The sequence below is a fragment of the Brevibacillus laterosporus LMG 15441 genome, assembly GCF_000219535.2.
In the GTDB taxonomy this organism is placed as follows: Bacteria; Bacillota; Bacilli; order Brevibacillales; family Brevibacillaceae; genus Brevibacillus_B; species Brevibacillus_B halotolerans.
In genome coordinates this window covers 1,653,502-1,666,817 of record NZ_CP007806.1, presented here as the reverse complement: position 1 = coordinate 1,666,817, position 13,316 = coordinate 1,653,502, and the positions used below count along the sequence as shown (strand labels likewise).

Sequence of the window (13,316 nt, the reverse complement as noted above, 5' to 3'; positions counted from 1 at the left end):
TTAGACCTGATTCTACATAGCCCAGAAATTTGTAAAACAACAGCGAAGAAATATAGAGGAGAGCTGACAGCAACCAACAAATCTTTTGATGGCATTTGGTTACAATAGGTAACGTAACCTACGAAGGGATGGTGTCTCAGTGTATGAAACTACGTTCACTAGCGAGCCGATTCTTGTTGCTACTCCTCTTATTCTCGCTTCCCTCTTCTCAAGCGCATGCTGCACAAGAAGGTCCATGGACCGTAGCTTTTACCCAACACATTCAGACTTGGATGAAAAAATTAGAAGAAAAGGATAGTCAGTTCAAAGCCTGGAAACAAGCTAGCATTGAAATCCAAGCTTTAGGTCCTGGTTCGCATGAATGGCTGGTCACGATAAAGGAAAAAGACAAACCCCTTGGCTATATGATTGTCACCGAGTCACAGGAGACAGCAAACCAAGTAACTCCTGAATTTGTTTTGATGGAATACGGACTGGGTGAATATACATTGTTTGATCAAAAGCTAGCACCAAAAGATGCGAAAGCAGAATTATATTATGATGGCTTCACATCGTATTGGCGCATACCGACAGCAGATACACATGAATATATCGATGCGAAATCCGGCGAAAAGTTTCCGTCTCGACTCAAGCCTGATCCATCCGTTATGCATCGTATCGCTCGTCAAAAATTAGTAGATAAAGAGGCTCAACTAACTTTGAGCCGGACGTTGCTATCTACGGAAACGGACCCTTTTTCCCGTATCGACTGGTTAACCGCAAGAGTGAATCGTCCTACTACGCCAAAACAAGAGCTAACCTACTTGCTCACTCAAAAACCAAATGAACCGATTGTTATTACTGCCGATTTGTTCGAAAAAGAAGTGATGGCTCCTTTTACTATCGGAACCGTTCACCTCTGGGATAACGAACCGTACATAGGTGTCTGGGACTCGGGGTTGCGTTTCTTACCTTACTCTTATATTGAACAAGTGGGAAGTATCGTACACACTTCGTCAAACCATGTAAAATAGCAAAACGGTGGTTTCTCTCCTTTCATGTGAGAGAATACCACCGTTTTGACCTTTATTCAGCGAAAACCATCATCAACAGGAGAACAGCGCTCATTTACCTGATGGAAAATTTCATCCAGTGTCATGCCCTCTGCATTGATAACAGGCGCTCCTGCAATACTCTTGGACTGATCCCCAATCAAGTTTTCATCCATACCTGTAATGACTACAGCATCTACCATCTGTTGCCAATTCCCCAATTCAACCACATCAAAACCATTACTGCGTAGCATCGAGCTTACATGGGATAATGTTTTTTCTACGGCTACTTTTGGCATAAGAACCCCCAGATGTTATTTTTTGAATAATAGCTTGATGGACATCGGGATTGCGCCAAACCATTTAGAGGACCAGGGTTCGCGCGGCACTTCACGTTGTCGCCGACGCTCTTCCTTAGGAGTCTCCAAATATTGCACAAAGCGCTTGGTCATATACTTTACGTATTCTTGCGATGACATCGCGCATCCCTCCCTTGGCATTAGTGTTGCCGAAGAAGAGCAATTTAAATCGTTATGCGGTGGTTATTTCATCGACAATTTCTTCTATCGTTTTCCCAGTTGTATCGATTTGAACCGGAGCAAAATCGTATGCCCCTGCGCGTGCTTGTAGCAGTTCTCGTACTTTTTCCTTCACATTTCCTTGAAGAAGCGGCCGATTCTGATCTCGTTCAACACGGCGAATAATCTCCTGCTCGCAAGCAGTAAGGGCTACTACTCGTCCATGCCGAAGCATTATCTGAACGTTCTCAGGTCGCAACACCGCTCCGCCACCCGTGATTATCACGCGACGATTTCCGTCAACCAATTGACGTAACACATTCGTCTCAAGCTGTCTAAAGATCTCTTCGCCATCCTCGGCAAAAATTTGGGGGATTGTTTTCCCCGTTGCTTTGACGATTTCTTCATCTAGATCACATCGCTCATAATGTAGCCGCTGTGCGAGCTGTTCACCTACTGTTGATTTACCTGTTCCCATAAATCCAATGAGAATAATATTAGTTGATTGCATGGTATTTTTCCCCTCGTCACTATTATTGAATGGTGACTGTCCGTTTTTCCTTCTGATAAGTTACTCGGTACCCTAAGCCCTCGTTTAGCAAAGCAAGTGGGAATAAGCTGCGTGCGTGCCACTCTAACAAAGGAACCGGCATTTTCTGTTCAATTCCATTTAAAACATAACGATCTGATTTTTCATGAAAAACAATGACGTTACGCTTTGACTCTGCTCGTATTGTACGGTTGGCTTGATCCGATGTTACCTTAAAACCTAACTGCTCCAAGGTTTCGCGTAGGGGCAAATAAACTACTTGATTACGGATGCGTCCCCTTGTAGCTGGATAAAAATGAGTTTGACCTATAATGATATTCACATAATACTCCGCAGCAATTGGGATAAAGCTCTTTTGATTTTGTTTATGGACATTTGGCACAAAATACTGGGCCTCAGCTCCTAAGATTTGACCTAACGCCTGATCCAAATGCTCTGGACCAATGACTTTATGCTGGTAATTGCTTTGCACCCGTTTTAAAAAGTCAAAGAATAATTGGTCCCCCAGTTGTTTTCGTAAATTATCGAACAGTAAGGCCGCATTGGAATACCAAGTCCAATCAAATTCATAGTAATCCTTAAACTGTGTCAGGTGATTCGAAAGTTTCCCATATGGATAAGCTTTTGCCAGCCTATTCGCCTCCGCCTGATACTCCGCTAATATTTTGGCCGCGGCATTTTCTCCAAAGCGTTCCCGATAATAAAAGGTAACACTCGCCTCCACTAATCCTTCGTCCATCCATCCTGTATATGGCTCAATATTTTCAACAGAATTGTACCACCACAAATGAGCTAACTCATGCGGTAACCAATGCTCTACCTGATTGCCGTTAAACATATGCTTGGCGATAATAGCCATATTCGCGTATTCCATAGCGTAGACTGTTTGATCTCCTGTCTCTGCTATACCAATTCGAGGATAAGGAAGCTCGCCCATTAATTTGCTGTAAATCGGCAGAACCTGAGTAGCAATCTCCTTTAATTTTGCCAAACGAGTTACATCTGTCGATCCAATATCCACTGTTAGATTTGGGGAGATTTTGACCGTTTCAACTTTGTATAATGGACTGCCTACCATTGTAAAATTAAGTAGCTTTTTCCCTGTAAAATGAAAAGTGGATCGGCCACCTTCATTACTGGATTTCTTTCCTCTTCCCCATGAAGTTACCCAATTAAATGAAGAGGGAGCGACCATATCGACTTCATAATCGGCATAATGATAAATGTAAGGGTCACCATATCCGATGACCTGTGGAGGCTCATACCAGCGCTTCTGCTGATCCATAGCTCCAAGCATCGGGTACCAATGTGTTAAGGTCCAAATTCCTTGATGAACACCAAAGCGAGTTGGCCCACGTGGAACCTTTGTTTCAAAAACCACTTCTAGCTGTGTTCGAGTTTCATTTTTAGCTGGGTTATCCAACACAAGGACAGGATCGCGCCGGTTATAGGGCATACTTTTTCCTTTCCAGCGAATGGCGGAAATTTTGTTGTTGTTCCATTTATAACCGTAATAATACAGATAGAGCTTCTCCGTCTGTGGATTATCAAAAGTCATAGTAACCGTTCCTGCTATTGTTGCTTGATCAGGCAATAAAGATGCCTTAATTGTATAAGAAGGATTAAGTTCTTTGACTACTGGCGGCAACAACTCTTCTTTACGAAACGGATCTACTGAGGTTGTACTATTATAAAATAAAGAATCAGATTGTAAAGAAGATAAAAACTCCTTAATCTCAGGTAATTTCATGTAGGCTCCCATCGTTGCAAAGCACACCAATAAACCTACACATACTGCTAAACTTTTCTTATGTATTGCTTTCATGTAGAACTCTCCCCACTACTTCCCAAGCCAAAGCTGAATAATAATTCCTCTACTGGTACAATCGGCTAATGCAAGAAACTTCTTTACAGATTGTAACATAGTCGATTTCTACTGTGTGGCATCATTTCTAAAAAATAAGAAGAAACGCAGAATAAACCTGCATACGGACAGGAAATACGCTGCGTTTCTTTGTTACTGATATTTTTCATCTCACCCCTATGGTTCCCTTTCTTCTCCAGTCACTACATCAATTACATGCGCTGGATGAAGTGGTGTCGATATGCTTTTACTAGCAGGAGGACTTATTCCTTTTTCCACCCATTCGACCAATAAATCAAAACATTGGTGTGCATAAGGTAGCATTGGCTGTAATTCATGCTCAGGATCAACCTTACTCCAAACCAGACCGTCCACATGATTCGCTTGTTCAATCATGTACAACCGATGCTTACTCGCTTGCCCTGCCTGCTGGATTAATTTTGCATAAGCCTTTGCATGCAGATCGGGAAAAATCAAAGCGTCCCACGTTCCAGCAACTGAAATAAGCGGCGCGTGTATCCGTCCGGTATTTGCAATTGGCTGAACTGCTTGTTTGACCGATGTAGGTCTTTTTTTATAATCATAAGAAGCAAAAATATGGTCATAGCTTCGGTCACGCAGGCCGGTTTGATCAAAGCAGAGATAATCCTGCCAAGCCAAGCGATTAGGAGCGGTGGGATCGAACTTATCTCGATAAATATTTAGGCTAACAAACCAATAGAGCTGATCATAATATGCCCATAATTTTTCAGAGCCTACTGGCATTCCAGCCTCATAGATACATGTGCGTGCCTGCTTTTGTCCGTCCCCTGTGCCATATATGGCAGCATAGGCATGTTGTACAACGGTGGTGAGCGAGCTAATCAAATTCGGAGCCTCTGCTTGCCACATCACTCCTTCCAGCTCTAGTCCTCCATCAAATAGAGCTGGCTCTCCCGTTAATTGGGGATCATCATGTTCCAGTGCATACCTCACTACATAGCCACCGTTAGAAATCCCCATAGCATAGGTAGGAACCCGATAATGTTTAGTCAGTAAACCATGAGCCGGATTGCGGTCGTCCTTGCTGGAAATCAACTGCTCTTGATGATGAGTGGTTAAGTAATCCTGAGCTACTTTTGTTACCTGTCGAAAGCACCTATGCCATTTCGCTATGCTGTCGTCCTTTGCTATCAGTGCATTCTTCACTTTTGCTAACGGATCATTTGGATCACACTTCCCCTGAGTTCCTTTATCAATAGCCACAAAAGCGTAGCCTTGTCCTAGAACATAATCACTGAATAATAAATCGGTTGATGTTTCATTACGTGTCGCCGGTACTCCAGCCACCACTAATTTTCCATTCCAATCATCTGGGATACGGATCAGAAATTTGGCATCATCTAGCATGCCATTGATCTGCTTTCCTGTAATCTCTCCCGGCTTATACATGTGATACCAGCCCGTCCCCTGCATCGGGTCCCCCCACGCTAAGGGAGCCAAGCTATCATTTCCCTGCACAATAGCTGCTTGGTATTGAACAGGATTTTTAGTAGTAAGCCAATTCCCTGCTTTGCCATCAAAGGTTTTCACTGTAACATTGCGCGCTTCTGGAATAAAAAGGGACGAAGGGCTACTTCCACCTCCTATAAAAGGAGCCATCGTTTTCAATAGTGTATGCCGTAAAGAATGAATTAACTTATTTTTCAGAAATATCACCCCGTGGCTAGAAAGGCGACCTAAGTCGCCCTTTTCTAAATTAACACACAGCAACCGCCTCTAGACAAACCTCGTTTTGCTGCGCCCAACGATGCAATTCCTTTAGAACATGTATGCAATCAGGACTTTCTCTATGAATGCAAAGCGTATCTGCGGCTAATTCAATGACACTGCCATCTACCGTTCGTACCCGTTGTTCTTTTACGAGCTGACTTGCCTGCTGCAATTGCTCCTCCTTGCTAATTAAAATGCTTCCTTCCAATTCTCGGGGGGCTAATCGCCCATTCGGCAGGTATGCTCGATCTGCAAATACTTCTTCCGCTACATACAGCCCATGCTCTAGCCCGACCTGAACCAACGAGCTTCCTGATAATGCGTACAAGATTAAATCCTCTCGAATATCCGTAATAGCGCGAACAACTGCTTCTGCTAATTCTGGCCGCTCCGCTGCTTCATTGTACAGAGCTCCATGCAGCTTCACATGATGCAATGTGCCTCCCAGTGCTCTTGTAATTCCTTCCAAAGCAGACACCTGATATAACACCAGCTCATATACTTCGCGCATGGACAAATTCATGGAACGACGACCAAACCCATGAACGTCAGGGTAACCGGGATGAGCTCCTATTTTTACACCCTGCTTCAGTGCTGCTTCAACCGTACGGCATATCACATGCGGGTCCCCAGAGTGAAAGCCACAAGCAATATTGACCGATGTAATCCAGCGTAAAATTCCCATATCTTCATCAAGTCGATGACGCCCAAACATCTCTCCCATATCGCAGTTAATATCTAGTTTCATCCTGTCTTTGTCCCCTCGCTCTCTCTTTGTCCATATAATTGTAAGCGCATTCAAACAAAGCTGTAATATTTTACCTTACCTTAAACCTTATTTCCTTATCATACCACGTGGCCCAATTACAAAAAAGTGAAACAAAGTTCACTATTTATTTACTCGCGCCTTCACCAGGACAACATGAAGAAGAATAAAAAAGACTTTTCCCATCACAACGAACTGATTGGATGAGAAAAGCCCCTTTATGTTTTACAATCAAAAGCTCTGCTAGCTAGCTTTGAACCGGGATAGGCTTTGCTGCCGGATGCTCCGATTTGGCGATAGATGTATTATCGCTGATTAATGATTCAGCCAAAGCCATCAGTTGATTTTTCTCTAATTGATAGTCAAATTCCTTCGCTTTATCCGGCTTCGCATTGTTATACTCAGTTGGGATTTCATGGCGATGTGAACGTTCTACCTTTAGTACAAAGTGAAGCCGTTCTAATTGTGATATCACTTGCTCAATTTCTTCGGCATCCACATACATGGCAACGTAATTGAGTCTTTTGGATACGTAATGAATGGTGCCGAATTTTCGTAAATTCTTCGCAACACGAGGATTTTTAATCCAAACAGCTACTCCCAATCTTTTCAGTCTCATCGTGCCCTGAAAACTCCTTCCTCTACTGACAATCCTATGTAATCAGGCTCAAACTACGTCTTTTGCTAAAAGACGTAGTTTTATGAGCGCTGTCGTATTTTTCATTAAGCGTGTTTCTTTTCTTTATTACCGCAACCACAGCTGCCACCAGTACCGCAACCGCTGGCCATTGCCTCCATAATGGGGTTATTGCTAGGAACTTTAACACTCTCTGATACAGAATCAGCTATAACACGACCTACTTGATACAATAGCTGATCTAAGCTTGCTTCTGCTTTCTTAAATTCACGAACAGTTGGCAACGCTTCATAAGACTGCTTTAATTCTCTTATCTCAGCCATTACCTTGTGGAAATCTGGGTGGTACTTACCAAAACGTTGCACTTCTTCATAGTCTAGCTTTTTACGCTCAAAGCGCTGGATATATAGTAAGACTTTCTCGTCATTTTCCATAGCTTGCTTCGTTTGTAAATAATCATTCACTTCTTGTGATTCATTTATCATAATGGCTAAATGATCAGCCTCATACAACAAGCTAGCCATATCTAATTCACTTGGTATATCTATCATGTTTTACCTCCTTTACAGGCAAACCTACTATTATTTTAGCACGAAACCCCTCATGGAGGCACAGGAAAGATTTAAACATCACACATTTTTTACTTGGCTTTCCTATAAATATGCTGGAATCAGGATACGTAGCCGTGATATCTCATCCACTTTTTCTTTCCAAAATTTATCTTTTGACATCATACGTACTTGCCAGTACCCATGTTCCAATTCCACTTCCTGTACTCTGCCCGTCCATTCATCTTGTCGATGGGTTTGGCATTGTACCTCTAATCGAAGCTCCTGTGCTCGTTTTAGCATCAGGCGTATCGTATTTGGATGATAGCCTTGATAATGTTCCGTCCACATTTTTGGTAAGGCTGATAGACCCGGGATGGCTTCACCGACATCAGGAAAAACATTTTCAACCTTGAAATCAAGAAAGGCTGTTACCAAGGGGAAAAAGCCTTCACTATCTAGGTTTATCTCTGATGGAATGAGATTGTTATCCGAGTGAGCCTCATCGAAATGGGAGCCTAAAGCCTGGAAACGACGGATTTCCCCTGACTGCGGCTCATACCCACATTCCCTAAGCAAGGAGATAAATTCCTCCAATTTACTTTCAGGAAGTAAAAAAGCTACAGGCGAAATGACCTCCGATATAAACGGGGCAAGAATTCCTATATCACGTAATTCAGCTAACAATGCAGGGCTGGTTGTTTTAAACCGAATCACCTTTTCATAGGAGAGCTGTTTCGCGTCCTCTGACCATTTTATGAGGAGTTGAGCAACAGAGTCCGGCACTGGATGGGCTGTATGCTCGTGGAAAAATTGAAGGATTTGGTCAACACTTCCTCCTGTTGATAAGTAGGTCTGCACACGTTGGGAGGTTACATTGCAGGTAATAAAATCCCCAGCTACATTCATTTCTCCCAAACGGCTTAGCTCCCAAAGCTGAGCTAACATCATACCCGGAGGAACCATGACTTCACCAGTCGAATCCAAATACCATTTAGGCTGATGATCCCCCTGATCCTGATGATAGGGATTATGGCGAATCCACAGGTTTTGTTCATTATCTTCGCCTAATTGAATGAGTCCAAAACCAAGCAAAGGATGTAACCAGGTCTTTTTCAATTGCTCCTGGGCCTGTTCTGGTAGCCTATAACCTATCTTCGTTAGCTTAGAAAGAATCTCATCTATCCTGTACCATTCTTTATCCAGTAATTGCAATTCAAATAGAAATCCTTCTTGCCATGACTCCTTTGGCGCATAGTATCGTAATAAGTTTGTTTTGATATCCTCAAGCTGTTCCACATTTTTCTTTCGTAACCAATCATTTAATATTGCGGGATGCAGGCAAATTCTTTTATCTTGTAAATAGACAAGCCGCATTCGTAAGGATAGATCAAAGAGAAAAGAAACGGGCGTTTGATCATCTACCTTTACTTCAGACGGCAAAAGACTAGAAAACCACCCCCGCATATGTTCATCTCTCAAAGAAATGCGATCCATCCATTTGAGGAGCATTCGCCGGGGTATTCCATTTTTTTGTGTAAGAGAAACCGATTGTTCTCTTAAAAACAGCAGAAAGGCAAGCATATCCATATGGATACCGCGCCCTGCTGGAAGTGAATAGGAAAATACATGCGGGATGGCTTCCTCTTTTACTGATGGTTCTATCCCTTTTTTGTGTGTAAGGCTACTAAAGGCGTATATATTTTTACGTAATTCGAATGGCATCATATAGCCTATCTCGCTCCACATTTTTCGAACCGTATAAATAATACCTAGTCGACGTAGCTTTGTAAGACCTGCTGTTAACAGAATATCTTGCTGAGTAATTGTCTCAAATTCACGCTTACGTATAAATCCCTGTTGCGCATTTGTATAAAAAAGAGACACTGCTTGACGCTCGTGCTCTGTGAGTGCTTTCCATAATGATTGACAGAAGCTTGCATCCTGTAGTCGGTTCATTAAAGATTTGCCGCATTTGATGTTTAATCGCCGGTTCTGTTCCTGGATAATCTCTTCCATTGTACGTTCTGACAACATATCCAGACATTTATATAAATTCACAAAGCTCACCTCTATTCGTAACGGTAGATGGAGGAAATCATAGGAGGGATAGAGAATGAAACATGTATTAGCAGGCCTATTGCTAATGGGAGGAATCCTGATCTCCTACATCAACACGACCCCAACTGCAACAGCTCAGGATATCTCTTTGCCTCACAATATTCAACAGTCTAACCAAAAAGGAGTTGTATCTATGAATGATTTTAGCACTGCTCCTACTTCCTACCCCACTTCTGTAGATCTGGCGCTTGCCGATATACAAGAACAGGGTGGCTATCGACTGATTCATGAAAATGATCTCACCTATGTAGCCATTGCGCTTGGTGAGCGCCCTACCAGTGGCTATTCTATCAAGGTTGACAAGGTCCAGCAAGAGACTGACGGAACTTATGTCATCCATGTCGTAGAAGAGCGACCTCAAAAATCAATGCTGCTTCAAGTAATTACCTACCCAACTACGGTGATTACCTTACCTCAAGATGCACAACACGTAACCATAAACTACCTATAATAACGAACGACAGAGCGAAAAGGAAAAAGCTGTGGATGTCTTCATGGACTCCACAGCTTTTTCCTATGTAGGTGAAAGCCTCATAAGACTCTCTTTTTCATTTGCTTAGTTGACTACGATTTCAAAGGTCTGTTTGACACCATAGGATTCATGGTTGTTATGGGCTAATTCCACTTCTATTTTGTGCTTTCCGGGAGCCACATCCGCTAAGGTAAATTGCGGGCCAAAAATCTTGGCTATTTTCTTCCCATCTACATACAAATGGACATGGCCTTCACCGTCTTTATTTTCTTTTCCCATGTTTTCCAATGAGAACCGGAAATCTTGAACAATCATTTTTAATTCCAGATCATTGCCTTTTACTTGGTGTTCCACGACAAGAGAGGGCTTCTTCACTTCTTCAGCAAGTACATGTGTCTGATTGCTGTGAGTTGCCTTTTTTCCTTCCAATGAATGCAATCCCATCATGGATAGCTCTAAAATAGCTACAAACAAAATAAATAAGTAAAAACGACGTCCACGCAATTTTTGGATCATACAGGACACTCCTTACTTTTTGGTGAATATAGCCCTAGAGTGCCCTGTTTTTCCCTGTTTATGCTACAATCGTCTACTTCATTGATCAGTTCGTTAAGCGAATTTTATTCTCTTGTAAATTACTTTCTCAATAGCCTCATGCTATTAAGAATAACAATCATGGCTGCTCCTGTATCGCTAATGACGGCCATCCACAGTGTGAGCCAATTTGGGATGATCAAAAGTAGTGCAATGGCTTTGATCAACAGAGAGAAATAGATGTTTTGCTTGATAATCGCTAACGCTTGTTGGCTAAGTCTAATTACATATGGTAATTTTTCTAGGTCATCAGCCATCAATACAATTCCTGCTGTTTCCATCGCAGTATCTGTCCCTGCTCCTCCCATCGCAATACCTACATCAGCAGTAGCTAAAGCTGGGGCATCATTAATACCGTCACCCACCATTGCGATCGTGCCACCTTCTCGCTTTTTCGCTACCTTTATTGCCTCCAGCTTATCCTCTGGCAACAATCCTGCTTGTACGTGTCCGATCCCCACTTTTTGAGCCATATGCTGTGCCGCTCCGGCATTATCTCCCGTCAGCAACAAGGTTTTTACGCCAATGCCTTGCAATTGCTGCATCACCTGTTGGCTAGTTGGGCGAATGGTATCAGATATGATGAGGGCACCCCAAATTTCTTTTGTTGTTCCCACTAATACAATCGTTTTGCCAGCTTGTTGCTCTTCTTTAATCTGTTCTTGTAAAAGGCCAAGCTCAACATTATATTCGATAAACAGCTTTTCATTCCCAGCCAAATACGTGATTCCTGACAGGGTAGCACTAGCACCCTTACCAACAATGGTTTGATGATGATCAGAATTCTGCGGGAGAATCCCATTTTCCCTTGCCTGCAACAGGATAGCTGTAGCAATGGGATGATGTGAGGATTGCTCGATCATGGCTGCCTTTTCAAGAATTTCTGTCTCTGTACGTTCCTGAAGAGTAAGAATTTTTTCAACCTGTAGTTTTCCAGTTGTGATCGTACCCGTCTTATCAAACGCCACTTGTTTTAAATGACCAATCATCTCCAAGGCGGCTCCACCCTTAATAAGCACACCATGACGTGCCGCACTGCCAATAGCTGACACTACTGCAACTGGAGTCGAAATCACTAAGGCGCAAGGGCAAGCGATTACCAATAGCTCCAAGCCACGGTAAAACCAATGTTGCCACTCTCCTGTAAATAAAGGAGGCAAAATAATAACAGCTAGGGCCACTACAATGACAATGGGCGTATAAATTCTAGCAAATTTCTCTACGAACTGCTCCGTCGGTGCCTTCTTCTCCTGTGCTTCCTCCACTAAATGAATGATGCGAGCTAACGTCGAATCGGAGCCGATCTTCGTGACTTCCATCTCAACTACATCAGTTTCGTTTATACTACCAGCAAAAAGAGTGTCACCTACGCCTTTGTCAACTGGCATGGATTCCCCAGTGATCGGCGCCTGATTAAACGTTGAAATCCCTTTAACAATAAACCCATCAAGAGGAATTCCTTCACCTGCTTTGATTAACAAGCGCTCTCCAACTAGTACATCTTTTACTGGGATACTAACCCATTCGGCTCCTCTATAAACAATCGCTTCCTTTGGTGCTAAACGTAGCAAGGAGCGGATAGATTGACGCGTTTTATTGATAGATAGGGTTTGCAAAGCGTTCCCAAGTCCAAATAAGAAAACAACCGTTGCCCCTTCTAACCATTCCCCAATAAAAGCTGCACCTATTGCCGCTAAGCTCATCAGCAGATTCATATCGGCCGATTTGCTTTTTAGAGCATACCAGGCGGCTTTTAATGGCTTTAATCCAGCAATCACCATAGCTATAGCATAAGCACTATTCCCCAGCAGTTCTAACTGGAACGCATGCAGTATAAGCCCTGCCAGAATAAAAAAACCTGCTGTTCCCGTACGCCAAACCGCCTCATTTCGCCACCAAGCTTCCGGTTCAACACTAGCCAAGCGATCATTTCCGTCTTGATATGTACCTTTGTAACCCGCTTCCGTAATAGCTTGGAGAACTTGTTTAACATTAGCTTTTTTACCTAAGCGCATTTTAGCTGTGCTAAAGTTTACTTCTACTTCAGACATGTTCAGGCTTTTCTGCACATGCTTCTGTAACGTCAATGCGCAGGAGCCGCAATCCATGCCCTCAATATGATATACCTGTGCAGCGGGTTTATTGGTTAATTCATTCGTCGACATTTCATGTTGGGCTGAACAGCATCCTGTAGCGTGTGAATGTTCAGCATGATTATGGCCGTGATGAGTGTGTTTCTGATGTTCGTGATCGTGACTATGATTTTTGTGATGATGTTCTTGATGCGAGTGACCTGCATCTTGACAATGCTCGTGCTGATGGTGATCTGCATGGGAATGCTGCCCCTGTTCACCACAGCAAGTTTTCGTTACAATTTCGTTATCTTGATGTTCTACGTGAGAATAATTGGAGTTTTTTTCTTGTCCATTATGCTTATGATTCAGATTTTTCCTCATCCCGCAG

The 13,316-nt window shown here is 42.8% G+C and carries 13 protein-coding genes; 2 read left to right on the top strand and 11 right to left on the bottom strand.

Translation table 11 applies throughout. The features are described 5' to 3' along the window. Window positions 1-143: 143 nt before the first annotated feature. Complete coding sequence (locus BRLA_RS07805) at window positions 144-1,013, top strand: hypothetical protein (protein WP_003337990.1); 870 nt, start codon at window positions 144-146, stop codon at window positions 1,011-1,013. 56 nt (window positions 1,014-1,069) lie between these two features. On the opposite strand, the gene BRLA_RS07800 is transcribed toward BRLA_RS07805, so the two are convergent. The 9 genes from BRLA_RS07800 to BRLA_RS07765 all read right to left on the bottom strand — a co-directional run bounded on the left by BRLA_RS07800 (window position 1,070) and on the right by BRLA_RS07765 (window position 9,727). Continuing rightward, window positions 1,070-1,330 carry a YkuS family protein gene (locus BRLA_RS07800; protein ID WP_003337991.1) on the bottom strand — a complete coding sequence of 87 codons (261 nt, stop codon included), beginning with the start codon at window positions 1,328-1,330 and terminating at the stop codon, window positions 1,070-1,072. A 15-nt stretch (window positions 1,331-1,345) separates the two neighbouring features. Further along, on the bottom strand, window positions 1,346-1,510 hold the full coding sequence (locus BRLA_RS23100) for a YqzE family protein (protein ID WP_022585028.1): 165 nt from the start codon (window positions 1,508-1,510) through the stop codon (window positions 1,346-1,348). A gap of 52 nt (window positions 1,511-1,562) precedes the next feature. After that, on the bottom strand, window positions 1,563-2,060 hold the full coding sequence (locus BRLA_RS07795) for a shikimate kinase (RefSeq protein ID WP_003337993.1): 498 nt from the start codon (window positions 2,058-2,060) through the stop codon (window positions 1,563-1,565). Between the two features lie 22 nt (window positions 2,061-2,082). Continuing rightward, window positions 2,083-3,924, bottom strand: coding sequence for a stalk domain-containing protein (locus tag BRLA_RS07790; protein WP_003337994.1), 1,842 nt, complete (start codon window positions 3,922-3,924; stop codon window positions 2,083-2,085). Between the two features lie 216 nt (window positions 3,925-4,140). Continuing rightward, window positions 4,141-5,604: an alpha/beta hydrolase domain-containing protein gene (locus tag BRLA_RS07785; RefSeq protein WP_003337995.1), complete on the bottom strand. Its 1,464-nt coding sequence runs from the start codon at window positions 5,602-5,604 to the stop codon at window positions 4,141-4,143. Window positions 5,605-5,701: 97 nt separating this feature from the next. After that, window positions 5,702-6,463, bottom strand: coding sequence for a 5-oxoprolinase subunit PxpA (locus tag BRLA_RS07780; protein WP_003337996.1), 762 nt, complete (start codon window positions 6,461-6,463; stop codon window positions 5,702-5,704). Between the two features lie 265 nt (window positions 6,464-6,728). Next, a complete protein-coding gene (locus BRLA_RS07775) occupies window positions 6,729-7,100 on the bottom strand; it encodes a YlbG family protein (protein ID WP_003337997.1) in 372 nt (123 codons plus the stop codon). Window positions 7,101-7,204: 104 nt separating this feature from the next. Then, complete coding sequence (locus BRLA_RS07770; protein ID WP_003337998.1) at window positions 7,205-7,669, bottom strand: YlbF/YmcA family competence regulator; 465 nt, start codon at window positions 7,667-7,669, stop codon at window positions 7,205-7,207. Window positions 7,670-7,771: 102 nt separating this feature from the next. Beyond that, complete coding sequence (locus BRLA_RS07765) at window positions 7,772-9,727, bottom strand: hypothetical protein (protein ID WP_003337999.1); 1,956 nt, start codon at window positions 9,725-9,727, stop codon at window positions 7,772-7,774. 55 nt (window positions 9,728-9,782) lie between these two features. Between BRLA_RS07765 and BRLA_RS07760 the strand changes: the two genes are divergently transcribed. Beyond that, window positions 9,783-10,238, top strand: coding sequence for a protease complex subunit PrcB family protein (locus BRLA_RS07760; RefSeq protein ID WP_003338000.1), 456 nt, complete (start codon window positions 9,783-9,785; stop codon window positions 10,236-10,238). 105 nt (window positions 10,239-10,343) lie between these two features. On the opposite strand, the gene BRLA_RS07755 is transcribed toward BRLA_RS07760, so the two are convergent. Both BRLA_RS07755 and BRLA_RS07750 read right to left on the bottom strand, forming a co-directional pair. Beyond that, on the bottom strand, window positions 10,344-10,775 hold the full coding sequence (locus BRLA_RS07755) for a hypothetical protein (RefSeq protein WP_003338001.1): 432 nt from the start codon (window positions 10,773-10,775) through the stop codon (window positions 10,344-10,346). A 119-nt stretch (window positions 10,776-10,894) separates the two neighbouring features. Continuing rightward, complete coding sequence (locus tag BRLA_RS07750; protein WP_003338002.1) at window positions 10,895-13,309, bottom strand: heavy metal translocating P-type ATPase; 2,415 nt, start codon at window positions 13,307-13,309, stop codon at window positions 10,895-10,897. Window positions 13,310-13,316: the final 7 nt, after the last annotated feature.

Coding starts and splice junctions, on each gene's coding strand:
- BRLA_RS07800 (WP_003337991.1), bottom strand. CDS start 1,330: ATGCCAAAAGTAGCCGTAGAAAAAACATTATCCCATGTAAGCTCGATG.
- BRLA_RS07770 (WP_003337998.1), bottom strand. CDS start 7,669: ATGATAGATATACCAAGTGAATTAGATATGGCTAGCTTGTTGTATGAG.
- BRLA_RS23100 (WP_022585028.1), bottom strand. CDS start 1,510: ATGTCATCGCAAGAATACGTAAAGTATATGACCAAGCGCTTTGTGCAA.
- BRLA_RS07785 (WP_003337995.1), bottom strand. CDS start 5,604: ATGGCTCCTTTTATAGGAGGTGGAAGTAGCCCTTCGTCCCTTTTTATT.
- BRLA_RS07755 (WP_003338001.1), bottom strand. CDS start 10,775: ATGATCCAAAAATTGCGTGGACGTCGTTTTTACTTATTTATTTTGTTT.
- BRLA_RS07750 (WP_003338002.1), bottom strand. CDS start 13,309: ATGAGGAAAAATCTGAATCATAAGCATAATGGACAAGAAAAAAACTCC.
- BRLA_RS07775 (WP_003337997.1), bottom strand. CDS start 7,100: ATGAGACTGAAAAGATTGGGAGTAGCTGTTTGGATTAAAAATCCTCGT.
- BRLA_RS07760 (WP_003338000.1), top strand. CDS start 9,783: ATGAAACATGTATTAGCAGGCCTATTGCTAATGGGAGGAATCCTGATC.
- BRLA_RS07780 (WP_003337996.1), bottom strand. CDS start 6,463: ATGAAACTAGATATTAACTGCGATATGGGAGAGATGTTTGGGCGTCAT.
- BRLA_RS07795 (WP_003337993.1), bottom strand. CDS start 2,060: ATGCAATCAACTAATATTATTCTCATTGGATTTATGGGAACAGGTAAA.
- BRLA_RS07790 (WP_003337994.1), bottom strand. CDS start 3,924: ATGAAAGCAATACATAAGAAAAGTTTAGCAGTATGTGTAGGTTTATTG.
- BRLA_RS07805 (WP_003337990.1), top strand. CDS start 144: ATGAAACTACGTTCACTAGCGAGCCGATTCTTGTTGCTACTCCTCTTA.